The sequence below is a fragment of the Haladaptatus sp. ZSTT2 genome, from assembly GCF_037081775.1.
Lineage (GTDB): Archaea > Halobacteriota > Halobacteria > Halobacteriales > Halococcaceae > QDMS2.
Genome location: NZ_JBAMHQ010000001.1, coordinates 457,362 through 481,578, shown reverse-complemented (window position 1 = coordinate 481,578; position 24,217 = coordinate 457,362). Strand labels below are relative to the sequence as shown.

The following is a 24,217-nucleotide window of genomic DNA, read 5'->3' as shown; positions in this document are numbered from 1 at the left end:
TTATCACGCTTTGTAGCACAGTTTGTGCATGGACCGAGAGACTGCTCGACCACAGGTCCGCGAGTTGCCCGGAAAACGCGCCCAGAAATGGGTGTCATACCACCAGCAAACCGCGGCGCCTAGCACCTATGTCTACGATTTTGTGTGGGATATTACTGCGGACGCAGAAGGCCCATTTTGTACCGACGTTGACGGCAACGTGCTCATGGATTTCACGAGCCACGTCGGGGCTGCCCCCCTCGGGTACAACAACCCGAAACTCATGGAGAAACTCGAACGGTTCGACCTCGTCGACCCGATGAAGATTGCGGGGCAAGATTTCTACGTTGCCGGCGCAGGCACCCCTGACGACCCACAAATCCCCGGCCCAGCCGTCCTGATGGACCGGCTCACCGACATCACCGCCCACTACGACATGGACACCGTGTTCCTCTCAAACAGTGGTGCCGAAGCCGTCGAAAACGCCATCAAAATCTGCTACGACAACAGCGACGGCGCGAAGTACGGCCTCACGTTCCAAGGCGCGTTCCACGGCCGCACCCTCGGCGCGCTCTCGCTCAACCGCTCGAAAGAGGTGTATCGACGCCACTACCCCGAGATTGCGGGGATTCACGACGCGCCGTTCTGTGCAGACCGAACCTGTACGCCCGACTCGTGTGACTGTGGCTTTTTCGTAGAAAACACCTCAACCCTGCGAAAGCGCTTGCACCCGAAGAAGGGACACATCAACCCCGAAGAAGTCGCCTACCTCATTATGGAACCCGTCCAGGGCGAGGGTGGGTACAACATCCCGAGCGATGCGTTCATGCAGGAGATTGCGGACGTCTGTGCTGAGTACAACATCACCCTCATCGCAGACGAGATTCAGTCGGGAATCGGTCGTACCGGGAAGCTGTGGGCCTCTGACCACTACCCAATCACGCCAGACGTCATCACCTGCGCAAAGGGGCTTCGCGTCGGCGCGACCGTTTCGCGGTCGGACGTGTTCCCGGCAGAGAAAGGTCGCATTTCATCGACGTGGGGGGCAGGTGACATCCTCGGGGCGATGCAAGGCACGCTTACCCTCGACGCCATCGAGCAGTACGACCTGCTTTCAAACGCCACAGCGCGCGGTGAACAGTTGAAAGAACAGTTCGCTGACGCGGAAAACGAGAAGGTTGTCGACGTGCGCGGACTCGGGTTGATGCTCGCCGTCGAGCTCGATTCGCGCGAGCGCCGCGATGCGGTAATTAACGAAGCGTTGAAGCGTGGCTTGCTCATCCTCGGCTGTGGGTACAAGACGGTTCGGCTCCTGCCGCCACTCGACGTGACCGAGCGCGAGATGGCGCTCGGCGCAGACCTCCTTCTCGAAGCTATCAACGCAGCTTAACGTCGCGGTAGGAACGGCGTATTCACGACACTGGTAAAATCTTATTTTCTATGATATGTTGGTTTTGAAGAAATCTGCGTTTCCGACGCACACCCGTTCAGTGTGCTGAAACTAGCGTATGTTAGGACTAGACATACTGTGTCGAATTACAGAACGGAGTTTCTATTACCTCGCAGGCGTATGGGTAAGGCATGGTTCACACGTGCCGAAACTGCAAACGGGCGTTCACCAGCAAACTGGACTTACAGCTCCACCAGGACAACTGCTCTGACGCGCAGTTGTTCTGCTCGCAGTGTGGTGAGCGATTTGCAGAACGACGGGCGACACGAGATGGGTGGTACTATCGATGTCCGACAGAGGACTGTGAGGGACAGGAGATTGGCGAGGATCTCCACTACGTCTCTGACATGATGGTCGTACGATAACTAACGGCGCGGTTCGCGGTCTGGCACGTGTTTTTCGGGTGTTTTTCCTGTAGCAAAACTACATTGTCTTTGCGTTCGTACAGTTCGAATGAATGATACGGGTTCGAAATCTCAGGAAAGAGTACAGCGGATTCGTCGCCGTCTCTGACAGCAGCTTTTCTGTCGAACCCGGTGACGTGTTTGGTATCATCGGGCCAAACGGAGCGGGGAAAACGACGACGCTCAAGATGCTCGCCGGACTCCTCACGCCGACGAACGGCACGGCAACCGTCGCGGGCCTGCCCGCAGACGACCCGGAGATGCGGACGCGACTTGGCTACCTCCCAGAAGAGTCGCCGCTCTACGAGGAGATGACGCCCAACTCTTATCTCCGCTTTTTCGCAGACCTCTACGATGTGCCCCGCGACGTGGCCGACGAGCGCATCGAAGACACCTTAGACGCCTTAGACCTCGCCTACCGCGACCGGCGGCTCGGTGATATGTCGAAGGGGATGCGCCGGAAGGTTGCCATCGCGCGGTCGCTCGTAAACGACCCGGACGTCCTCATCTACGACGAACCCGCGAGCGGCTTAGACCCGCTCACGACGAACTACGTGCTCGAATTCACCCGCGACCTGAGCGCGCAGGGCAAGACCGTCGTCTTCAGCGCGCACAATCTCTTTCACGTCGAAAGCATCTGTGACCACCTCGTCATCATGAACAAGGGGGAGATTGTGGCGCGCGGAACCGTCGGGGAGATTCGAGAAACGCACGGCAAGACGGCCTACCACGTGTTCACTTCGGTTCCGCTGCCTGAAACGACGCCCGATGGCGACCGACACAAAGTTGTCGTCGAGAGCATGGCCGAGGTGGACGCGATTCGAGACGCGGCACAGGCCGCAGACGGCGACGTGGTCGACCTCAGAACCGACGAGCCGAGTCTCGAAGACATCTTCCTCGACCTTGCGAAAGGAGCGACGACGGCGTGAACCCGCGGAAGATTCTGCGCATTGCACGCTGGGAGGTGACCAAAGGGGCCGGGGGCATCGACCGGAAAACCCTCGTCGCGGGCGTTGTTGCGATTGCCCTCCTCGGCGTCGTCTCTGCGGCCGCTGTCGGCCACGGCGTCGCCTTAGACCGCGGGATTTACCGTGTGAGCGTCGATGAGTCGAGTCCGTACTACGGCCCCGTCGCCGCAGATCCGACGTTCGACATCCGCGAACCGGGGTCTACAGAGGTTGAAATCACCATCGAAGACGGGGGTTTTCGGGTGAGTCCCACCCCGAAAGGTCGCGCCGCGTTCGCAGAACTCAGACGCGCCGTCGAACGCTACAATGACCGCGTTATGGCAGCAGAGCAAAACCAATCTGCGGCGTTCCCGGTCGCGGTTTCCATCACCTACGCCAACCGCGGCGGGGGTGAGGTGGTCGTGCCGGGCGACGCGGGGCAATCTCAACCGACGACCGCAGACCAACCGGCGGGCGGAGAGTCACCCGCACAGGGAACCGAAGCAGGAGATGGAACTGGCGGCGCTGGGGGTGCGACGACGCCCATTCCACAGAACGACCAGTCCGTGAGCGACGCGCTGTTCGGCGGCGGTACGGGGGACACACCGAGCGACATCGCGCCGCCGTTCCCCTTCGAGTCGCTGGCACTCGCGTTCCTGTTCGTCCTCCCGATGAACTTCGTGATACAGGCCTACGGTGGCTCGATTCTCAAAGAGCGCATCAACCGCCGGGGCGTGCTATTACTCGTCACGCCAGTGTCTCGCTACGACATCGTTGCCGGAAAGACGCTCCCCTACTTCGCCGCAGCCCTGACTATCACGACGGTCATCGCGCTCGCCATCGGTGGCGGCCTCGTCTCGATTACGGCGGTGATCCCGCTCGCGCTCGTGTTCCTCGCGGCGACGTTCCTCGCGGGGATGTTCGCCCGGTCGTTCAAGGAACTCACCTTCGTGACGGTCGCAATCAGCGTGTTTCTCACGACCTACGCGTTCGTCCCGGCCATCTTCACCGACCTGAACGCGATTGCGCTCATCTCGCCGCTCACGCTCGTTGTGCGCGACCTACAGTCTGAAGCCATCACCGCGGGCGAGTACGCCTTTGCGACGCTCCCGCTCTACCTCACTGCGGGCGTCCTGTTCACCCTCGGTGTCGGCGTCTACCGCGAGGAGGACATGTTCACCCAGCGGGCGGTTCACCTGAAGGCGCTTGACGCGATTTCGAGTCGCATCCGCGGCCGGCGGAGTATCGCATTTCTCTCGATCCTGTTCATCCCGTTCGTGTTCGTCGCGGAGTTGATGGCGATTGCGACGCTGTTCGCGCTTCCGATGACGTTCTCGATACCGGTGTTGTTGGTGTTGATTGCGCTCGTCGAAGAACTCGCAAAGAGCATCCACATCTACGCCGGGTTCGAGACGGCAAAGTTCGACCGCCGATTCTCGCTCGCACTCGTACTCGGCGCGCTCTCGGGACTCGGCTTTTTCCTCGCAGAAAAGCTCACGCTCATCAGCCAAATCGTCGGCCTTCCCGAACTCCAGTTGGGAAGCGTCGCCTTCACGGGCGTCGAGATGAGCGGTCTCGCGCTGCTCGGACTCTTGCTCGCTCCGCTCGCGCTCCACGTCGTGACGGCGACCATCTCCGCGATAGGGGCCGCGCGTGGCGCGCGTTCCTACGCGGTCGCCCTCGGGGTGGCTATCTTCGTCCACACGATGTACAACCTCACGGTGGTGACGCAGTTTGGGTGACCCACGCCTCGCCATCACGCGCCGGGAGTTGGGTGCGATAACGAGCGAGAAAACCATCGTCCTCGCACTGCTCATCCAACTGTTCATCGCGGCGTTCTCGTCGTTTCTGGTGGTCGGACTCGTCTCGCTGTACGACCCCGGCAGCGTCTCTGACGGCCAAATCGTCACCGTCGGCGTCGCAGGCGATGCAAGCGAGTCGGTCGAAGATGCCGTGCGGTCGGTACGCGGAAGCCGGGCGCGCTTTTTCGAGAGCCGCGACCAGGCCGAACGCGCCTTCGAGAACGGGGGTGTCGATGCGCTCTTACTTGCGAACCAGCGCGATGACGACCGCATCGGGGTCGAAACAGTCGTGCCGAAAGGCAGTCTGCGCACGACGCTCATCGTCACACAGGTTCGTGAGGTACTCGAAGCGCTCGAACGCGAAGAGCGGGTGGCGCGTCAAAACGAGCTTTCAGCGACGCCAGTGAACCTCCCGCCAGAGGTGTCTGCGAGTCCGTACTTCGGCTTCACCTACACCATCTTACTCCCACTGCTCTGTCTGTTGCCGGTGTTCATCAGCGGGTCGCTCGTCGTCGACTCAATCACCGAAGAGCGCGAGCGCGGAACCTTCGAACTTCTGCGGGTTGCCCCCATTACGCTGGTCGATATTGTCGATGGCAAGCTGTTTGCCGCCGTCGTCCTTGCGCCCGCGCAGGTGGCCCTGTGGCTGGTGTTGCTCACGGTAAACGGCATCTCGATTTCCGATGTCGGGTTGCTGCTCGTGTTCGTCACCGCGCTCACGCTGGTGGTCGTGAGCGGTGGGGCTGGCATTGCGCTGTTCTTTGGCGACCGACAACGGTCGCAGCTTGCGTATTCGACTGGCTTGCTGTTGTTCTTCGCCAGTTTGGTGTTCCTCCCCGAGCACCCGTCATCGACGATTGCACGCCTCGCCATCGACAGCGCGGCTCCCATCTCTTTTATCAGCGTGGCTGGCGCGCTCGTCGTCGGTGCGCTCTGTCTCGGCTTCCTCCGCGAGTTCGCGCGCCGAACGGGCAAAGACCAACTGTAGCTTTTTGGTTCTGGTCTGTGTGCTGTTGGCATGGAGTATACCACCCTCGGCTCGACGGGTATGGAGGTCAGTCGGCTGTGTCTTGGCTGTATGAGTTTCGGCACCCCGAAGTGGCGTGACTGGGTGTTAGAAGAGGACGACAGCCTCCCCATCATCGAACGCGCAATCGACCTCGGTATCAACTTTTTCGACACGGCGAACATGTACTCGGTCGGTGAATCAGAGCGCATACTCGGCAACGCCCTCGAAGGCCGCCGCGAGGAGAACGTCGTCGCGACGAAGGTCTTTTTCGAGATGGACGACGAAAACCGCAATTCGAGTGGCCTCTCGCGAAAGGGTATCGAACAGGAGTTGAACGCGAGTTTAGACCGGCTCGGGATGGACACCATCGACCTCTATCAGACCCACCGCTGGGACTACAACACGCCAATCGACGTGACGCTTTCTGCGCTGTCAGATGCGGTCCGCAGGGAGAAAGTCCGGTACATCGGCGCGAGTTCGATGTGGACCCATCAGTTCGCAGAGTCACTGCACACGAGCGAAGCACTCGGCCTCGAACGCTTCGTGACGATGCAAAACCACTACAACCTGCTCTACCGCGAGGAGGAACGCGAGATGCTCCCGCTCTGTGAGAAGGAGAACGTCGGCGTGATTCCGTGGAGTCCGCTCGCCCGGGGCTACCTCGCCCGCCCACACCGGGAACGCGAAAGCACCACGCGTGGGAAATCAGACCGGTATGCACGCATCCACCCTTATCTCGAAGGCGGTGGCCGCACCATCAACGAGCGCGTAGAGGAGGTCGCAGCCGAGAAGGGCGTCACGATGGCACAGCTCTCACTCGCGTGGTTGTTACACAAAGAGTGGGTTGACGCGCCGATTATCGGGACGACGAGCATCGAACACTTAGAACAAGCCGTCGCTGCGCTCGACATTTCGCTGTCAGAAAGTGACATGGACTACTTAGAAGAACCGTACCAACCGGTGCGGGTTGCTGGACACGAATAGGCAGCAAAAATCCAGCGCCGAGAGGTTAGGCGCGGGTCTCCGCGGATTGAGACCCCGGAGACCCCCGGACAGCGGCCCCTTTTCCCCAAATCCGTCGGGTGTACGCTACCCCTAGTGTGGCGCAAGTGGCCACGACGGTACCCGACAATTGTAGGTTTGAGGCAGGGACTATCCTAGCGTTGCTTGTTATTTCAGGGACTTTATGTACGCTCTTCTAACAACACCGCTGTGAGGACGGATTTCGTCCCGCGTCGAACCCGTTCTGAGACCGCTTGCTGGGTGATGTCTAACTGTGTTGCGATGTCTGCGAGCGTCGATTCACGGGGAACGTCGAAGTAGCCGTGGTTGAGGGCGAGGGTGAGCGTTTCGCGCTGTTCGGGCGTCAGTCCGAACTCGAAAGCGTCTTCGGTTTCTCCGAGGGTGTACACTCTGGTCAGGTCGAACGTGATGTCGTGTTCGATACAGTAGTCGTGGAACTGAGAGAGGTGTGCGTGGTCGCCAAAGCGGAGGTGGAACGCCCAGCGTTCGTTGCCGTGGGCTTTCAGAATCGTGGCCTGTGACTCTGCGATGCCGTATACCAGACTTTCGATTGACTCGGTCCACTCGACGCGATACAGCACCGAACTGCCAACTTCATCGAGTCGGGTTAGCTCTTTGACAATCGGACTGTCTCTGACGGACTGTTCGAACGCGGCTAAATCACCGCCGGACGCCCAGAAGAAGGGCATAATCTCCTCTGAGGTGGGGACGACCCGTTCGAGGTCGATTTGTACCGATTCATCGGTGTGCAACACTCGTCCGAGATTAAATTCTGACGCCGGGATGGTAAACTCGGCAATAACACTCACAGGAGGTATATCGCGCGGATACAGAAAATAACTTTCTCAGGAATCGTCTGCAGTTGCTGGGTTGACACGCCCGATTCCGCGGTCCATTCGGACGAGCAACCCCACCGTCACAACCGCGACGACGAGGTGTAACAGTGCGAGCACGAGAACGCTCTCTACGGTGGCACCCGTCATCCGGCCGGCAATCCACAACGGCGCGGTCGAAAGCAGGAGTATCACTGCCGCAACGGCGATGAAATTCCGTCGCGGGTGGGCCGTATAGCGGTCGAGTAGCGTGTAGGCGAACACGCCACCGGCAGAGCCAACGACGCTCACGCCAGTCACCTGCGACCACGAGAGCGGGGCAAACGACGCCGGGATGACGCCGAACACCCCCGCGACCCCTCGTACAACCGTCGTCGCGACGACGGCGACGCCGACGACGACGATGCCGATACGAAAGAGGTAGTCTACCCGCGCATAGGTGACACGCGCTTCCGGTGACTCAGCCTCCAATGCCATACGCTATCAATAGGCACGAGCGAATTTCAGTGTTGTCCTCCACGCGCCCGCACTCACCGGCGGTTTACGGCCGCCCGGTTCGAGACGGCTTGTGCCGACTGCTCGCGCGTGTGAACCGCTCTCGGACACACGTTTATCACCCGTGGCGGCCCACACAGCACCAATGGAATCTGACACTGGTCGAATGCTTCACCGCCTCCACGGGCGCGTTCAGGTGCTCTGGATTGGACAGGCACTCGTCGGTGCCCTCTTTTTCGGCGGTGTCGCTGTCGCTGCCGCGACGTTTGTAAACGGCTTTTCGCCGCAAGCTCTCTTCCTCGGTGGTGGGGTGTTCGTCGTTCTCGCGCTCGTTGGCAGCCTCCTCGCGGTTGCGCGCTACCGGCGCTGGCGCTTTGCGCTGTACGACGACTATCTCTACTTAGAACGCGGCGTGTTCACCCGCGTGAACACGGTGGTACCGTTCGTCCGCGTCCAGCACGTAGACGCCCGGCGCGGCCCACTCGAACGCCTCGTGGGCCTCGCAACCGCCGTGGTGTACACCGCCGGGTCGCGCGGGGCGGACGTGACGATTCCTGGCCTCACCCCCGACGGCGCGGATAGCCTCCAAGACCAGCTCAAAGAACTCGCCATCGACGCAGAACCCGAGGACGCCGTATGAAACTCAGCCCGCTCTCGATTCCCTACCGCCTCGCGCGGTTCGCCGGGGGACTCGTGTGGGTGCTCATCTTCGCTGGCTTTGGCTCTGCGTCGATGTTCGGCATGGACGTTGGCATCGCCACGCTCGGTGGCCTGTTGGTGCTCGGCGGTGCGCTCCTCGTCGGGTATCAGGTGCGCTACTACCAGCGATTCGAGTACACGCTCACCGCAGACTCACTCGATATTACCTCTGGCGTGCTCTCACGGACGAACCGCGAAATCCCCCTTCGGCGCATCCAGAACGTCGATGTCCACCAAAATCTGTTCCAGCGCGCGCTCGACATCGCGGAGGTGCGCGTCGAAACCGCCGGCGGGAGTTCGACCGAAGCAACCCTCCAGTACGTAACCACGGCCGCAGCCAGCAGGCTCGTAGACGACGTTGCCCGACTCAAGCGCGGTGAGGCGGCCGAAGACGAACCACCCGAGGAAACGGCGCTGCTCTACGAAATTACATCCCGAGAGCTTGCGCTGCTCGCGTTTGTCTCGCTCGATTTACGCTTCGTCCCACTGCTCAGTCTCGCAGTTCCGGTCGTCGCGCCGACTGTGTCGCGCTTCGTCCTCACGGACCCGGTTACCGGCTTCATCCTCGCCGCCCCACTCGGGGTCGTCGCGCTCATTCTCCTCTCCGTCGTGACGAGCGGCGCAGCGGCGGTTGCCAACTACTACGGGTTTCGCCTCACGCGGGCGAACGGCGACCTGCGCTACGAGCGCGGGCTCCTCCAGCGGTACAACGGCACGATTCCGCTCGATAAGGTACAGGCGCTCACGATACGCGAAAACGTCCTCCAGCGGTTCGTCTCGCACGCGAGTCTCGGCGTCGAGACGGCAGGCTACGCACCCGGCCAGGGCGCAGGCGGGGGCTCCGAGGCGGCGATTCCACTCGCTCCCACCGAGCGCGTTTACTCGCTCGCACAGACTATCGAACCGTTCGGCACGCCCAGCTTCGAACGCCCGCCAAAACGCGCCCGCGAACGCTATACGGTGCGCTATACGCTCGTGCTCCTCGTGGCGACCGGGCTATTGTACGCCGCTGTGCAGTTTTTCGCCTTCGACATCGCGTGGTGGGTGCCACTCGTGGGCGTCGTCCTTACTCCCGTCGCGGCGCACTACCAGTGGAAAAATCTGGGCTACGCACTCACCGACGACTACGTGATAACGCGGGCCGGGTTCTGGGTGCGCACCACGAAAATCGTCCCGTACTACCGCGTCCAGACGGTGGCGACCAGCGAGACGATTTTCCAGCGCCGACGCGACCTTGCCACGTTGAGCGTCGATACCGCGGGCGGGCGAAGCATCATGGGCGCGAACGCGCGGGCTGTGGATATCGACGAACAGACGGCGATGACGCTCAGAGAGACGGTCGCAGACCGCTTCCACCAGTCGCTCGTGGCGCGGCGGTCGGTTCGCTAATCACCCGAATCCGAGGAGTCGAAGCCCGTCGAAGGCGACGAGGAACAGATAAATCTGAACGAGTCCGGCGAGCACGAGCAAGACACCAGCGGCGCGCGTGACTCGCCCGGCGTTCTGTGACAGTCTGGTGAGTAGCGCCTGTCGCCCGAGCGCCGCGAGCACGGTGACGAGAATCATGAGCAGGCTCATGCCTGCGGCGTAGGCCCCGAGGGTGGCGAGCGCCGTTGTCGGCCCAGCGGCAAGCGAAGACAACGCAACCGCGATGAACAGCGGCGCAGTACATCCCGCCGCCGCGGCGGCGTACACCACGCCAAAGAGGACGAAGCCCGCTCCTGACCGGTTTCGTTCGGGGAGTTCGATGGTGACGTGGAGGAACGATGGCGTTCGGTCGAGTGCCATCGCGCCGCCGAGGAGAATCAACAGCGTCCCGACGACCAGTTCGAGGACGCTGATGTTGGTGAACGCGCGTGTCCCCACCGCGAGCACGAGACCGACGAGCGCGGCGTAGACAAGAAAGAAGCCAACGCTCACGAGCAGGCCAACGACGAGCGCACGTGACAATCGGGTTCCCACGGGTCGCTCGTCAGCCGACGTGGTGCCGAGATAATACGCCACGTAGCCCGGCAACAGCGGATACGAACACGGCGCGAAGAAGGTGAGCACGCCTGCGGTGAACGCAAAGCCGAGACGGAGGTCATCGACCATCACTCGACTCCAGCGCGAGAGATGGCGTCCTCGATTGTCGACAGGCCCGCGAGGCCGACGTGTCGCCACACCTCGTCTCCTTCGGGTGTGAACACGAGCAGGGTCGGGAGATTCTGGACGCCGTAGTGCTCGCCTGTCGTAACCGCGGGGTCCATCGCAACCGGCCACGATCCACGATACTCCTCCCAGAAGCCGCGGACGGCTGCTTCGTCGAGCTCCCACGTGACCGAGAGCATGTGGAGCCGGTCTGGGCCATAGCGGGCGCGAATCTCACCGAGGTCGCTCATCTGTGGCTTACACGGCGCACACCACGTTGCGAAGAAATCGAGCAACACTGGGCGGTCACGGGGTTGAACCTGTACTACCCCGTCGTCAAGCGTTTCGACCGTCAGTTCTTGTGGCGTAGTCGCGTTTGTACACCCGGCGAAACCACTCGCCACGGCGAACGCAGACACGCCGAGGAACCGTCTCCGGGTGGAGCCCATACTTGAACGTAGGAGGCTGGGGAGAAGTCGGTATGGCGTTTGTGAGCAATGGTCACACAACCCCGTGGGGGCTTAATCGGGTGCGAGCCAACGGATGGCATGAACCGGCGGCGCTATCTCACGATTGCCACAGCCAGCCTCGTCGGGCTGGCTGGGTGTACGAGTGGTGACAGCGGTTCGCCAACCCAGCCGACCCAAACGCCGGAGGGATTCACGCTCCCGGTTCCCGAAGCTGAGTTGAATCGTGGCGCGCCAAAAGACGCCATCCCGGCGATCGTCGACCCCGCCTTTGGCGCGGACTGGGAGGATGTCGAACTCCCTGTTCGGAGCAGGCTCGTCGGTGATTACACCGCACGTCCCCGACTCTCGCCCGACGACCGCGTAATCGGCGTCGAGCGAAACGGCAAGGCGCGCGCCTACCCACTCAAGATTCTGAACTGGCACGAGATAGTCAACGACGAGTTCGACGGGCCGTTGCTCGTCACCTACTGTCCACTCTGTGGAAGCGGCCTCACCGCAGAGCGCACTGTCGATGGAGACGTGACCACCTTCGGCGTGTCTGGCCTCCTCTGGAACGCAGACCTCGTGATGTACGACGAGAAAACAGACAGCCTCTGGAGTCAGTTGCTCGCCACGGCGATTTCCGGCGAGCGAACCGGTGAGGCACTCACACTCACGCCGTCGTCACTCACGACGTGGGGAGCGTGGCAGGCAAGCCATCCAGAGACGGTCGTGCTCTTACCGCCACCGTTTTCCGGAACCGTCGTTGGAGAGACCTCGCGTGACTACACGCGGAATCCATACGCCTCCTACGGCGACTCAGACCAGATTGGGATTGGCTTCACCGAGTTCGAAGACGACCGGCTGCACCCGAAAACGCTCGTCATCGGTATTACTGACGGCACGACGGCGCGTGCCTATCCGTTCGCAGAACTCGACGGGGCCCACGTCGTAAACGACACGGTCGGCTCGCGGCCGGTGGTGGTCGCCGCCCTCACAGACGGGTCGCTGGTCGCCTACGACCGGACGATTGGTGAGGACGTGCTGACGTTCGCGCCGGGCGAGCCGGACGAGATGACCGGCGGTGGCTCGCGCTGGCAGTTGGCGACCGGCGTCGCCATCGACGGCCCCCACGTAGGAACCCACCTAGCGCGGGCAAACGACGTGTCGCCGCTGTTCTGGTTCGCGTGGGCGACGTTCAACCCAGAGACGGACATCTACACCGGTTGACACCAGCAGCTTTTTCTCGAATCATCATCTCGAATACGTATGCAAACAGAGCGAGTCGGCGGCTTAGCAGGAGTTCTCGCTCCCACGGTTACCCTCGGAGCCATTCTACTCGGCACGGTCATCTCTCCGACGTTTACGTGGTCGGGCAGCGCGCTCTCTAATCTCGGTGCGATGGGCGCAGAAACCGCGTGGCTGTTCAACGGCGGCTTGATGCTCGGGAGTCTCCTTGCCATCCCATTTCTCGTCGTGGCCTTTCGCAGGAGTGTACACCGCCTCCAGCACGTCGGCGTCCTCCTTCTCTCACTCGCGCTGGCTGGCCTGTTTCTCGTCGGCGTGTTTCCGATGGGAACGACCTACCACTTCCCCGCCGCGCTCTCGTTTTATCTGTTCACGACGCTCGCCCTCTGGATTCACGGCTCCGGGTCGGTGCTCGCAGGCACGCCGCGACGCGGATTGGTGAGCATCTGGCTCGGCATCGCAAACATCATGACGTGGCTGGTCTGGGTCGCCCAAGGCCCGCTGACGCGCGGCGGGCTTGCGGTCCCCGAGTTCATCGGCGCGTGCGTGTTCGCCCTCTGGCTGGTGTTTACAGCCCGTCGCCTGCGCTAACCGGCGAGCGCAGAGAACTGGTTGATGTCTTCGTCAAGCCCGGTCACGATGAGTTCGTCGTCTCGCTGGATGACGAACGATGGCCCAATCTCGGTGAGCACGCTGCCGTTTCGCTCGACGGCGATGATGGTACACCCCGTGCGCTGGCGGATGTCGGCCTCTGCTATCGTCTGGCCTGCGAGATTCTGCGCGCTCATGCGAACGATTTCGATTTGTTTGTCGAACGTCATCACCTCCTCTTCTAAGATGGTCGATGCGAGCATCCGTCCGCTCACGGTGGCAAGCCCGAGGACGTAATCTGCACCAGCACGGTACATCTTCCGCACGCTGTCGGTCTCCTCTGCGCGGGCTAAGATTTCGATGTCGGGGAAGTGTTCGCGCAAGATGAGCAGACAGAACACGGAGACGGTGTCGTCTGGAAGGGCCAGAATCACCGCGCTTGCTTCTCCAATGTTCGCCCGTTGCAGCGTCTCTTCGTCCGTGGCGTCACCGACGATATCGACGCCGTCTTTCTCGACGATATCGACCACCGTGTGCGGGTGGCCCGCCGCATCGAGCGCGCGGGCGACTTCCGTCCCGACTTCGCCGTAGCCGATGATAACGACCGCCCCGCGGCGGTGTTGACGGGTTTCAGAGAGCGTGAGGCCTTTGACCTGTTCGAGTTGATCTTGGTGACCGGCGACGAGCAACATGGTGTGTTCGTCGATGACCGTCTCTGGCGGCGGCGGACTGACGAACTCACCGGAGAGCCACGCGCCGATGATGTTCGCACCGGTTTTCTCTGCAATCTGACTCTGTCTGATGGAGACGCCGTCGAGCGGACTGTCTTCTTGCACCGAGAATTCGACAATCTCGAAATCATCTGCGATTTCGACCGTGTCCCTGAGTTCTGTGCTGAGCGTCGTCGTCACCTTGTTCGCCAGGCTTTCACCGACGAGTCGGCGCGGTGAGAAGACGAAGTCGGCACCGGCATAGCGGTGGTAGCGGGCGGCATCGTGGGTTTCGACGAACGTGATAACGCGCGTGTCACAGACGTCTTTCGCCGTGAGCGCGATGCTCGCGTTCGTCTCGTCGTCTTCGTCTGCGACGACGGCGCGCGCTTTGGCGATGTTCGCGGCTTTGAGCGTTTCGTTCGTCTCGGGGTCGCCGTAGATGACCGGGACGCCGTTTTCGTAGAGCACGTTTGCCTCCTCGCGGTTTGCCGCGATGACCACTGACGGAATGTCGCGGTGTTTGAGTTCGGCAATCAACGTCTCGCCGCGTGGCGTGTAACCACAGATAATGACGTGATCTGCCAGTTCTTCGACCGAATTCGGCGCGCGCATCGAAAGGCGGGTTTCGATCCACGGTACGACGAACAGGGGCAAGGCGAGAAACACGAAGAAGATGCCCGTAAACTGCATGAACACGACGAGTGCCTTCATCGGAAGCGTCTGCCACGGCGCGTCTTCGCCGTAGCCGGTCGTCGTGAACGTCTCTACGACCACGACGAGCGAATCCGAAATGGGTTGCGGGTCGTTTTCGAGGACGCGCATTCCCGTGTTGTAGGTCACTGTGAACGCGATGAGAACGCCGAGAAAGGTGAGGAGATAGACGAAGAAGAGTCTACGGCGGCCGCTCTCTCTGCTGAACAGGTTCGAACTGACGACGCGCCGAAATACCATCTGTCTCTTGTTTCGCGCGGAGTGGCGTAAAACAATTCGGGTCACAGATGGCGTTTTGATACTGTCTGTGTTCGGTGTGCACGACAGCCAAACCACGACCGCCCCTCCCCAACCGAAATACATGATTCGGGCCCGACAGTATAGTTATGTTCAGCGGCGTTCATGTCGCCAGTAATGCCCGCCATCGAAACCACCTCGCTTACGAAGGAGTACGACGGCTTTGCGGCACTCAGAGACCTCTCACTCTCCGTCGAACACGGCTCGCTCTACGGCCTGCTCGGCCCAAACGGCTCCGGGAAGACCACGACGCTCTCTATTCTCACCGGCCAGCTCGTCCCCACATCCGGGAGTGCGCGCGTTCTCGACATCGACCCCGTCGCAGACCCCGTAGCGGTACGCGAGAACGTCGGTATTCTCCCCGAACGCGAAGACCCGCCGAGTTTCATGACGCCACGAGAATACCTGACCTTCGTCTCGGAGGTGCGCAACTTAGACGACCCGGAGTACCAAATCGCGCGCTGGGCCGACCGCCTCGGCTTCGAAGACCGCCTCGATACGCTTTCGACAGACCTCTCTGAGGGCGAACGCCAGCGCGTCATGCTCGCCCAAGCGTTCGTCCACGACCCGCAGGTCGTGTTCATCGACGAACCGCTCGTGAACTTAGACCCAATCATGCAAGAGCGCGTCAAACGGCTGTTCGTCGATTACTGCGACGTGGGAAACACGCTGTTTCTCTCGACGCATTTCATCAGCGTGGCAGAGGAAATCTGTACGGACGTGGGCATCCTCACGGAGGGGGAACTCGCCGCAGAGTGTGACCCACGAACGCTCAAAAGCGGCACGGGGCTGCTCGACTACTTTCTCTCTGAGGTGGACGCAGCAAAGGCAGAGGCGCTGCAATGAGCCTGTTCTACCGAATGCTGAGAGAGGAGTGGCGGCTCCATAGCCGGTTGTTCGGCTCCGGGCGATTCGCCCTGTTTCCGCTGTTCATCGGACTCATCTGCGGGGTGAGCTACTGGTTTTTGACGCTCACGGGCACCAGCGTCGAGAGCCTCGCGCTTGGCCTCCACGTCATCGTGTTCTTCCTTGGACTACAGGTCGGCACGATTGGCTTCGTTGGCCGCGATGCGCTCGAAAATTTGCTTGGTGACATCACCTTACTCGTCTTTTCTGCACGCACCCTCCCGCTCTCACAACGCCGCTTGCTCGCCACGTTTCTCGCAAAAGACCTCGTGTACTACGTGTTCTTGTACATCACGCCGGTCGTGCTCGCGTACGCGCCGTTCGCGCTACAGGCGGGCCAGTCACCCCTGCGCATCCTTCTGCTGTGGGTGACCGTCGCAGAAGCGTTTGGCGTCGGCGTCGCGCTCTCGTTTGCCGCCGCGGCAGTTTCGACGCGCGGGAAACCCGTTCTCCTCGCATTCCTCGTCGGCGCGGGCGCGCTCATCGTACTGGCTCGGAACCCGATTTACGCGCTCTTCACGCTCGGCCTTCCAGAGCAGGCGACGCTTGCGAGCGCCGGACTCGGCTGTCTCATCTTACTCGCGCTTGGTGCTATCGGCCTCGCGCTGTTCAAACCGCGCGCCGAACGCGCCCACCGAACACCCTCCTCTCGGCTCGCCGGGTTGAAAACCCGGTTGCCGGGACGCGACCCGCACCTCGTCTCACGGGCGATTACCGACGTGGGACGCTCCAGTGGGTCGTTCTGGAAAGTGGTCATCTCCGCGGCCATCATCTTCGGGACGACCGCCTTCTTGCTCGACAAAGTCGCAGAGGCTACCGCTATCCGTCCGGGGGCGGGCATCGCCCTCGGGACGCTCCTCGGGCTTGGGTCGTTCACCACCTACGCGTGGGTGACACAATTCGACGACGCGAGCGAGTATCTCCACTATCCGATTACGTTTTCGCGGGTGTTTCGAGCGAAGTTCTACGCCTTCCTCATCCTCACGATTCCCGTCTCGCTCGCGTTCCTCGTTGGCGCGGAGCTCGCGTTCAACGTGACGAGCGTCGCCTCTGGCTTCGTCATCTTCCCGCTCGTTTCGGTCTACGTCTTCGGCGTGTCGGCGTGGCTCACCGGCCTCGCCCCGAACGACCTCTTGTTCGATACGCCGCGATTCGTGCTGTTCGGCGTCGCCATCGCGCTCGTCGCCGTCCCGTTGCTCGTCGCCTCGCTCGCTCACAGCGTCTCGCCGCTTGTCACGACCGGTGGCTCGGTGGGACTCGCCATACTCGCGGCTGGCGGCGGCTGGGTGCTTCTCAATCGTGCCGGGCCACGCTGGGAGCGCCGCCTGCGCCAAGAAAATTAGTTAGATACGAGCGCGGACGAGCAGCTTTGGCGTCGTGAACGACGCCACGCCATTTTCTGCATACCAGATGTCGAAGTAGCGCCGCGCGGCGTTCGGGGCTTTGTCAAAGAGTTCTTGGAGCTCTGAGAAGCGGTCTTCTGGGACGTTCATCCGGTCAACCCAGCTATCGAATTCGATGGTACGACGCACCCATGCGGTTTCCTCAACGACGAACCCAGCAGCGGAGAGCCAGTCGCGCCACGTCTGTTCTGGGTAGCTTTCGACGTGCGTCGGGTCGCGGATGGCTTCGACGGTGTTCAAGAATTCTGCGAGAGCTTCGTCTTCGGGGGCGACGTTGTCTTCGAGGACGAACACGCCGCCCGGGGCGAGGATGCGGGCGACCTCTGAAACGAACGTCGCGGGGTCGGGGAAGTGATGGGCAGCGATACGACAGGAAACAGCGTCGAACGTGTTGTCGGCAAACGGCAGCGCCTCTGCGTCGCCCACGACACCGCGGAGCAGCGGAAACGACGATTGGGCCATCTCCACCATCTCGCGGGTGAGGTCAAGCACGAGCACCTCTTCGACGCCGGTGCGCATGAGCGCGTTTGCGGTGTGGCCCGCACCGGTTGCGATGTCGAGCGCGAGGGTTGCCTCGCTCGCCCACTCGCTCAGCAAGCTGAGGTCACGGCCGCCGCGATGGACCGGACTGTCGCGATACCCCGTGCTGGCTCGACCAAATGCTGTTGCCACATCCTGCTTTGAGTCTGCCCCTCGCATGGGCCTGTGTTGGCATGGAGAGATTATTTAGATTTGGGCACCCGCGAAACCGCCATTTGCCCCCGCGCCCAACCAGCGGTGTGAACCTCGCGACTGACGCTGGCCGCGAACACATCGTGTTCGGCCACGAAATCGACTGGAGTGTGACTGGCTCCGTGGTGAAATTCGAGGGGCTTTCGCCCGCAGACGCACGCGCGCTGCTTGCCGGTGGATACATGCATCCTGACACACGAAGCGGACGGTCGCCAACGATGGCGGAAATGGTCGAATTCATGGAACGCTACGCCGAGGCGGTTCCCGAACGCGAAGGCATGCTGTCCGCCCACGGCCGCGTCATCGCTCCCACAGAACCCGATTCAGAGGTCGTCCTCGAAGGCGTCATCTACTCCGGGCCGACTTCGGATGCGTTCGTAAAAGAGTACGCTACGCTGTTCTACCGGGCGGATTCGTTTATGCTGGAAAAAGACCTGCACGCACGCTGTTGGTTCGACTGATGGTGCGACCCTTGGAGTTAATCACTCGGCGTGCCTACGACGGGTAATGACCTATCGCGGAGCCGTCGTAGATTTGGACGGCACGGTGTACCGAGGCAAACAGCTGATTCCCGGCGCAGACCGCGGTATCGACCGCCTCCGGCACGCCGACCTGAACCTCCTCTTTTTCTCGAACAACCCGACCAAATCGCCCGCGGAGTACGAAGCCCGACTGGCTGGCCACGGGCTCTCGGTTTCCGAAGCCGAAATCGCCTCCTCTGCGACGGTCACCGCGTCGTACCTCGTCTCGAACTACGCAGACGGCGAGGTGTTCGTCATCGGTGACGCAGGACTCATCTCGCAACTTGAAGCCGCCGGATTGACGCTCACCGACGACCCGCACGCAGCCGACGTACTGGTCGGGTCGTGGGACAAGGAGTTTGACTACCGAAAGCTCACCAAGGCACTCTGGGCGATTCAGGACGGCGCGGCGTTCATCGGCACCGACCCAGACCGCCGGGTTCCCATCGGTGACGGACGGCTGATTCCCGGCTCTGGGGCCATCATTCACGCCATCGAAGGCGTCGCAGAGCGCTCGGTTGATCACGTCCTCGGCAAACCCTCAGAAGAGGCGGCAGAATTGGCGCTCTCGCGGCTTGGCGTCGAACCCGACGAGTGTCTCGTCATCGGCGACAGCCTCCACACGGACATCACCATGGGCGCTCGCGTGGGGATGACGACGGTGCTCGTGCGCTCGGGCGTGACGACCGCCGAAAACCGCGATGCGGTGGCGGTCGAACCCGATTACGTCATCGACTCACTCGCGGACATCGACGAAGTGTTCTGAGTCGGTCACGTTTATTGGGAACAATGCACATGGAGTAGGTGTGCACAGAGGGGTGCACGGTGGAACACATGAAAATCCTCGAATTCACAGGAGATTTTGTCGAAGACTACGAAGTGATGGTTCCGTTCCAAGCCCTCCAGATGGTGGGCCATGAGGTGCACGCGGTCTGCCCGGAGAAGGCAGACGGTGACACCGTGAAGACGGCCATCCACGACTTCGAAGGCGACCAGACCTACACCGAAAAGCCCGGTCACAACTTCACGTTGAACGCGACGTTTGCGGACATTGACCCGGCAAACTACGACGCGCTCGTCATTCCCGGCGGGCGAGCGCCTGAGTATCTGCGGCTGAACGAGGAAGTGCTCGACATCGTCCGGCACTTCGCCACGGCGAACAAACCAATCGCCGCGCTCTGTCACGGCCCGCAGATTCTCGCCGCCGCGGACGTGCTTTCGGGGAAACACTGCACGTCGTACCCAGCGGTGAAACCCGACGTACTCGCCGCGGGCGGGCAGTGGGAAGACCGCGTGACGACCGACGGAAACCTCGTCACGGGCCAGGCGTGGCCAGACCACCAAGAGTGGCTCGCGCAGTTCTTAGACGTGCTCGGAACGACCATCGAGCACAAAGAGCCGGCGGCCGCAGACGACTAACCCACTCAATTTTTCGCATTGTAGGGCGTCAAAATAACGCGACTGAGTCGCAACAAACGCTATACACTCGGCCGTCGAATGTAATCGGTATGACAGGGATTGAGTATTCAGATTTCCTCGACCTCGACTACGAACCCGTAGAGACAGACCTTGTCTGCACGTTCCGGCTCCACCCCGGCGAAGGGATGAGCATGGAGGACGCCGCCGCGCGGGTCGCCTCCGAGAGTTCGAACGGGACGTGGGCCGAGTTGCAGGTCGAAGCCGGTGTGACCGAACTAAGTGCCACCGCCTTTGACCTCTCAGGAAACACCGTTCGCGTCGCCTACCCCGAAGCGCTGTTCGAACCGGGGAACATGCCCCAGATTCTCTCATGTATCGCGGGGAACATCATGGGGATGAAGGCAGTCGATTCCATCCGCCTCGAAGACTGTGAGTGGCCGGAAGCCCTCGTCGAAGGCTTCCCCGGCCCGCAGTTCGGCTCGTCGGTCGCCACGGAACTCCTGTCGGCTCACGGCCGTCCCGTGACGGCGACCGTCCCGAAGCCGAAAGTCGGTCTGCACACCGAGTCGCACGCCCAAATCGGCTACGACGCGTGGCTAGGCGGCGTCGATTTGCTGAAAGACGACGAGAACCTCACCGACCAAGCGTTCAACCCGTTCGAAGAACGCGTTGCCCGGTCGCTCGAACTCCGCGACAAAGCCCAAGAGGAGACCGGCGAGCGCAAAGACTACCTCGTGAACATCACCGCGGAGACCGACGAGATGCTCCGGCGCGCCGAGTTCGTCGCGGACCACGGCGGCAAGTTCGTCATGGTCGATGTCGTGACCGCGGGTTGGGCGAGCGTCCAGACCGTGCGCCGTCGCTGTGAGGACTTGGGCCTCGCCATCCACGCCCACCGCGCGATGCACGCCGCGTTCGACCGCCACCCAGACCAAGGCGTCTCGATGCGCGTCATCGCCCAAATTTCGCGGCTGGTCGGTGTCGACCACATCCACACCGGAACCGCGGATTTGGGAAAACTCGAAAACGAAGATACGGCGGGCATCAACGACTGGCTTCAGTCAGACCTCTACGGGATGAAAGACGTGTTGCCGGTCGCCTCCGGCGGGTTGCACCCCGGTATCATAGACGAACTCATCAACCATCTCGGCTCAAACCTCATCATCCAGGCCGGTGGAGGTATCCACGGACACCCCGACGGCACCGCCGCGGGCGCGAAGGCGTTCCGACAATCGGTCGATGCCTCGATGGAGGGCATCCGGCTCGCTGAGTACGCAGAAACCCACCCCGAACTGAAAGTCGCCCTCGACAAGTGGGGCACGCAAACACCCCGGTAAGCCGTCGGACCTGCCGCCACCCGCTGTTTGATTAGGCACGACCCCGACGTGTGGGTATCGATGGCACAGTCACTGGCTTCGCGGCGCGCTACTGTCCTCCTCGCGCTCGGGAGTCTCGCGTATCTCGCGTTGATGTTCGTTTGGTTTACACTACCCGCATTCCTCGTCCCGATTTCGACCGAGCTCTCGCTCACGTCGGCCGAAGCCGGCTTTCTGGCGGGTGCGATTCCGCTGTCCTACATTCCCCTCTCGGTGATGAGCGGCGTCATCGTAGACCGAATCGGCCCGCGCCGGAGCGTCGGTTTCGCGCTCCTGATTTTCGGCGTCGCCCAGATTTTCCGGGGCTACGCGACTGACTTCTGGACGCTGTTGCTCCCGACGCTGTTGCTCGGCCTCGGCGGGACAGGCATCACGTTTGGCCTTCCGAAACTCGTCTCGAAACTCTACACCGCAGACCGCGTCGGGGTCGCGTCCTCGGCCTACATGATTGGCTCGTACCTCGGCGTCGCGGCGGCGTTCTCGCTCGGCCGCGGCGTCCTCGGCCCGGCACTCGGCGGCTGGCGACCCGTGTTCTTCTGGGGTGGCGTCACCTGCATCCTTTTTTCACTCGGTTGGTTTCTCGTCACTCGTGGGACGAGCGGCGCTGACCTCGACGCACCTCCTGCTGACGAACACGACTCTGCGCGCACCAACGTTCGCGCGGTACTCACCACGCCGGGCATGCTGAGCGTCATCGTCATCGGGACGATGTACCTGTTCATCCTCCACGGGATTCAGGGCTGGCTCGCGACGATTCTCGAATATCGCGGCATTGCGCCCACGCTCGCGGCGACGATTACGAGCGGGATGGTCGGCGCACAGATTCTCGGCGCGCTCGCCATCCCGTTGTTCGTCTCGCGGCTTTCCAATCGAACAATCGTGTTCGGTATCGGGGCGGTCACGACGGTTGGCACGCTCGGGATGTGGGTTCCCGGCCTCGGTGGCACGGCGGCGGTTGCGGGCGCGCTCGTCATCGGTGTCGGTATTGGCGCGCTCTCGCCACTCGTGCGCTCAATTCCTGTCGAGTTAGATGGCGTCGGCCCGGAACTCACGGGGACGGCAGTCGGCCTCGTGTTCACGGTTGGAGAAATCGGTGGCTTCCTCGGCCCGTTCCTGATTGGCTCGCTCGAAACGGCGACCGATTCGTTCGTTCCCGGACTCATCTTGCTGACCGTCGGCGGCGTGATAATTCTGGGTGCCGGTACGTCGCTTTCGACGTGATTAGTCGTCTGCGGGCGTCGACTCGACGAGCGTGTCGGGTTCGACTGTGGCGTATCTGACGATGGCATCGAACTGTTCGACCGCAAAGCGACTGCCCGAGGTGATTCCGCGCGCCTCGCGGGTGTCGAACCTGGTTTCAATGAAGCGCTGGGCGACGAGGGATTTTCGCGCATTGTCTTCCGCGTCGAGTTGTGACTGCGCCTCCGCAAGCAGGAGCGCGGCGGTCACCACGTCGAAGATGTAGTCTGCGAATTTCTTCGCGTGCAGTTGGGCGTACTCCTCGTCTTCGGTAGCGAGAGTGGCGAACGCCGCATTCAGCGACGCAACCTCGCTCTCGACGGTGGCTTTGAGCGATTCGAGATGGGTGTGTTCGACGCTGTCGAGCCACCCATTTATGAGCGCAATCACGCCCTCGTGGGACTGCTCGCGGGCCATGCCCCGAAGCACGTCGAGCGAGAGGATGTTCGAGGTGCCCTCCCAGATGGGGAGCACTTGCGCGTCCCGGAGCAGGCGTGGGGTGACGAACTCTTCGACGTAGCCATTGCCGCCGAGTATCTCGCAGGCGTAGGAGGCCGTATCGACAGCCATGCGCCCGGTTTTATACTTCGCAATCGGGACGAGGACGCGCATGGCTTTGAACGCGGCTTCTGCGTTCTCGCCGTCGGTTCGCTCTCGGATGTCGAGTTGGCGGGCGGCCTCGAACGAAAACGCGGCGGCAGCTTCGTATTCGACGGCCATGTCCACGAGGTCGCGGCGCATGAGCGGGTACTCGTCGATGGGGTTTCCGAACGCCTCGCGGTTTGCGGCGTGAATCTTGCTTTCGAGGAGACACCGCCCCATCACGCCAACCGACGCGAAGGCGTTCGAGAGGCGTTCTAAATTGAGCATCTCAGTCATGTATCGGAAGCCCTTTTCGGGTTTTCCGACGAGGTAGCCGGTCGCGCCGTGGAACTCGACTTCGCCCGTGGGCACGCTGGTGGTTCCGAGTTTGTCCTTCAGGCGTCGGTAGATGGCGGCATTCAGGTCGCCGTTGTCGAGGCGATGAGGGACGAGAAACAGCGAGAGGCCTTTCGTGCCTTCGGGCGCGTCTGGCCTGCGGGCGAGCGCGAGCGTGGCTTGCGCGTCGATGTTCGAGCAGAACCATTTCTCGCCGGTGAGCCGGTAGGTGCCGTCTGCTGCCTTCTCGGCGATGGTTTCGTTCGCGCCTACGTCGCTCCCGCCCTGCTTTTCGGTGAGGAACATCGCCCCCTCCTGGAGAGTGTCGTGGTTCTTGCTCGTGAGTCCCTCGTAGAACTGTTCGGTCGTGCCGTCTCCGAACTTCTGGAGCACGAGCGCGACGCCTGCGGTCATCGCCACCGGACAGGTGAAGCCGGGGTCTGCATACGAGAGAAGCAGGTCCATCGTCAGGTTGTGCGTGAGACAGAGTGGAGAAGTACGACCCTCGGGAGCCTCGAAGGAATCTGCGACGATGCCCGCCTCGTAGGCGAGGCGTTCGTTCTCTGCTTGCTTTGGGTGATAGTCGACTTCGTTTACCACCTCGCCGTGTTTCGAGTAGGTTCGAAGCTCCGGGCCGTGTTTGTCAATGAGGTCTGCGTTGTCCGCGATGGTGTGGCCGACGACCTGGCCAAACTCGCTGAGTCGCGATTCCGCCCACGCAAACTCGTCGGCTGGATACGTTCGTCGGGCCTCGAATTGGACGGTTTCGTCTCCCTCCCAGTAGTTCAGGTGGCGACCTTCCTCGAACTGGGAGTAGTCAACGGGTTCCTGTGACATGCGTGAGGCTTCTCGATGTGTTACCAAAAATCATTGTGCCCGTTCAGAGAGTTGTTTCAACAATACAATGACTGAAACAATAGTGC

24 protein-coding genes are annotated in these 24,217 nt (G+C 61.7%); 17 read left to right on the top strand and 7 right to left on the bottom strand.

The window, feature by feature from the left end; translation table 11 throughout:
- Window positions 1–28 precede the first annotated feature (28 nt).
- The 6 genes from V5N13_RS02495 (at window position 29) to V5N13_RS02470 (ending at window position 6,575) form a co-directional block, all read left to right on the top strand.
- A complete protein-coding gene (locus V5N13_RS02495) occupies window positions 29–1,369 on the top strand; it encodes an aminotransferase class III-fold pyridoxal phosphate-dependent enzyme (RefSeq protein ID WP_336359489.1) in 1,341 nt (446 codons plus the stop codon).
- A gap of 191 nt (window positions 1,370–1,560) precedes the next feature.
- A complete protein-coding gene (locus V5N13_RS02490; RefSeq protein ID WP_332899254.1) occupies window positions 1,561–1,794 on the top strand; it encodes a transcriptional regulator in 234 nt (77 codons plus the stop codon).
- 92 nt (window positions 1,795–1,886) lie between these two features.
- Window positions 1,887–2,762, top strand: coding sequence for an ABC transporter ATP-binding protein (locus tag V5N13_RS02485; protein WP_336359488.1), 876 nt, complete (start codon window positions 1,887–1,889; stop codon window positions 2,760–2,762).
- The gene (locus V5N13_RS02480; RefSeq protein WP_336359487.1) at window positions 2,759–4,522 is read left to right on the top strand and encodes a PrsW family intramembrane metalloprotease; all 1,764 of its coding nucleotides are present in this window, start codon (window positions 2,759–2,761) and stop codon (window positions 4,520–4,522) included. Before V5N13_RS02485 ends, V5N13_RS02480 begins: the two co-directional genes overlap by 4 nt.
- On the top strand, window positions 4,515–5,570 hold the full coding sequence (locus V5N13_RS02475) for an ABC transporter permease (protein ID WP_336359486.1): 1,056 nt from the start codon (window positions 4,515–4,517) through the stop codon (window positions 5,568–5,570). Before V5N13_RS02480 ends, V5N13_RS02475 begins: the two co-directional genes overlap by 8 nt.
- A gap of 30 nt (window positions 5,571–5,600) precedes the next feature.
- On the top strand, window positions 5,601–6,575 hold the full coding sequence (locus tag V5N13_RS02470; protein WP_336359485.1) for an aldo/keto reductase: 975 nt from the start codon (window positions 5,601–5,603) through the stop codon (window positions 6,573–6,575).
- Between the two features lie 200 nt (window positions 6,576–6,775).
- Here V5N13_RS02470 and V5N13_RS02465 read toward each other — a convergent pair whose 3' ends face one another.
- Window positions 6,776–7,423, bottom strand: a complete 648-nt coding sequence (locus tag V5N13_RS02465) for a helix-turn-helix domain-containing protein (RefSeq protein WP_336359484.1) — start codon at window positions 7,421–7,423, stop codon at window positions 6,776–6,778.
- A 36-nt stretch (window positions 7,424–7,459) separates the two neighbouring features.
- Window positions 7,460–7,924, bottom strand: a complete 465-nt coding sequence (locus V5N13_RS02460) for a DUF6069 family protein (RefSeq protein ID WP_336359483.1) — start codon at window positions 7,922–7,924, stop codon at window positions 7,460–7,462.
- A gap of 163 nt (window positions 7,925–8,087) precedes the next feature.
- On the opposite strand from V5N13_RS02460, the gene V5N13_RS02455 reads away from it, so the two are divergent.
- Both V5N13_RS02455 and V5N13_RS02450 read left to right on the top strand, forming a co-directional pair.
- On the top strand, window positions 8,088–8,582 hold the full coding sequence (locus tag V5N13_RS02455; RefSeq protein WP_336359482.1) for a PH domain-containing protein: 495 nt from the start codon (window positions 8,088–8,090) through the stop codon (window positions 8,580–8,582).
- A complete protein-coding gene (locus V5N13_RS02450) occupies window positions 8,579–10,030 on the top strand; it encodes a PH domain-containing protein (protein WP_336359481.1) in 1,452 nt (483 codons plus the stop codon). The genes V5N13_RS02455 and V5N13_RS02450 overlap by 4 nt, the downstream gene beginning before the upstream one ends.
- On the opposite strand, the gene V5N13_RS02445 is transcribed toward V5N13_RS02450, so the two are convergent.
- Window positions 10,031–10,735 carry a cytochrome c biogenesis CcdA family protein gene (locus V5N13_RS02445; RefSeq protein WP_336359480.1) on the bottom strand — a complete coding sequence of 235 codons (705 nt, stop codon included), beginning with the start codon at window positions 10,733–10,735 and terminating at the stop codon, window positions 10,031–10,033.
- The gene (locus V5N13_RS02440; RefSeq protein ID WP_336359479.1) at window positions 10,735–11,220 is read right to left on the bottom strand and encodes a TlpA family protein disulfide reductase; all 486 of its coding nucleotides are present in this window, start codon (window positions 11,218–11,220) and stop codon (window positions 10,735–10,737) included. The genes V5N13_RS02445 and V5N13_RS02440 overlap by 1 nt, the downstream gene beginning before the upstream one ends.
- A gap of 99 nt (window positions 11,221–11,319) precedes the next feature.
- Between V5N13_RS02440 and V5N13_RS02435 the strand changes: the two genes are divergently transcribed.
- A complete protein-coding gene (locus V5N13_RS02435; protein WP_442905089.1) occupies window positions 11,320–12,450 on the top strand; it encodes a DUF3179 domain-containing protein in 1,131 nt (376 codons plus the stop codon).
- A gap of 39 nt (window positions 12,451–12,489) precedes the next feature.
- On the top strand, window positions 12,490–13,059 hold the full coding sequence (locus V5N13_RS02430; protein WP_336359477.1) for a DUF998 domain-containing protein: 570 nt from the start codon (window positions 12,490–12,492) through the stop codon (window positions 13,057–13,059).
- Here V5N13_RS02430 and V5N13_RS02425 read toward each other — a convergent pair.
- On the bottom strand, window positions 13,056–14,723 hold the full coding sequence (locus tag V5N13_RS02425; protein ID WP_336359476.1) for a potassium channel family protein: 1,668 nt from the start codon (window positions 14,721–14,723) through the stop codon (window positions 13,056–13,058). The genes V5N13_RS02430 and V5N13_RS02425 overlap by 4 nt on opposite strands.
- Before the next feature lie 174 nt (window positions 14,724–14,897).
- Here V5N13_RS02425 and V5N13_RS02420 point away from each other — a divergent pair, with 174 nt between their 5' ends.
- Together V5N13_RS02420 and V5N13_RS02415 are read left to right on the top strand one after the other, a co-directional pair.
- Complete coding sequence (locus V5N13_RS02420; protein ID WP_332899243.1) at window positions 14,898–15,626, top strand: ABC transporter ATP-binding protein; 729 nt, start codon at window positions 14,898–14,900, stop codon at window positions 15,624–15,626.
- Window positions 15,623–17,029 carry a hypothetical protein gene (locus tag V5N13_RS02415; RefSeq protein WP_336359475.1) on the top strand — a complete coding sequence of 469 codons (1,407 nt, stop codon included), beginning with the start codon at window positions 15,623–15,625 and terminating at the stop codon, window positions 17,027–17,029. The genes V5N13_RS02420 and V5N13_RS02415 overlap by 4 nt, the downstream gene beginning before the upstream one ends.
- Here the strand turns inward: V5N13_RS02415 and V5N13_RS02410 are convergent, their stop codons facing one another.
- A complete protein-coding gene (locus tag V5N13_RS02410; protein ID WP_336359474.1) occupies window positions 17,030–17,761 on the bottom strand; it encodes a class I SAM-dependent methyltransferase in 732 nt (243 codons plus the stop codon).
- 107 nt (window positions 17,762–17,868) lie between these two features.
- Between V5N13_RS02410 and V5N13_RS02405 the strand changes: the two genes are divergently transcribed.
- The 5 genes from V5N13_RS02405 to V5N13_RS02385 all read left to right on the top strand — a co-directional run bounded on the left by V5N13_RS02405 (window position 17,869) and on the right by V5N13_RS02385 (window position 22,358).
- Window positions 17,869–18,282, top strand: a complete 414-nt coding sequence (locus V5N13_RS02405; RefSeq protein WP_336359473.1) for a hypothetical protein — start codon at window positions 17,869–17,871, stop codon at window positions 18,280–18,282.
- Between the two features lie 46 nt (window positions 18,283–18,328).
- On the top strand, window positions 18,329–19,108 hold the full coding sequence (locus V5N13_RS02400) for an HAD-IIA family hydrolase (RefSeq protein ID WP_332899239.1): 780 nt from the start codon (window positions 18,329–18,331) through the stop codon (window positions 19,106–19,108).
- 68 nt (window positions 19,109–19,176) lie between these two features.
- Window positions 19,177–19,761: a DJ-1/PfpI family protein gene (locus V5N13_RS02395; RefSeq protein WP_336359472.1), complete on the top strand. Its 585-nt coding sequence runs from the start codon at window positions 19,177–19,179 to the stop codon at window positions 19,759–19,761.
- A gap of 89 nt (window positions 19,762–19,850) precedes the next feature.
- Window positions 19,851–21,098 (top strand): type III ribulose-bisphosphate carboxylase, encoded by a 1,248-nt coding sequence (gene rbcL, locus V5N13_RS02390; protein ID WP_336359471.1) that lies wholly within the window; start codon window positions 19,851–19,853, stop codon window positions 21,096–21,098.
- A gap of 60 nt (window positions 21,099–21,158) precedes the next feature.
- Window positions 21,159–22,358: an MFS transporter gene (locus V5N13_RS02385; RefSeq protein ID WP_336359470.1), complete on the top strand. Its 1,200-nt coding sequence runs from the start codon at window positions 21,159–21,161 to the stop codon at window positions 22,356–22,358.
- On the opposite strand, the gene V5N13_RS02380 is transcribed toward V5N13_RS02385, so the two are convergent.
- Entirely contained in the window at window positions 22,359–24,131 is a 1,773-nt protein-coding gene (locus V5N13_RS02380; protein WP_336359469.1) for an acyl-CoA dehydrogenase family protein, read from the bottom strand.
- Between the last annotated feature and the right edge of the window lie 86 nt (window positions 24,132–24,217).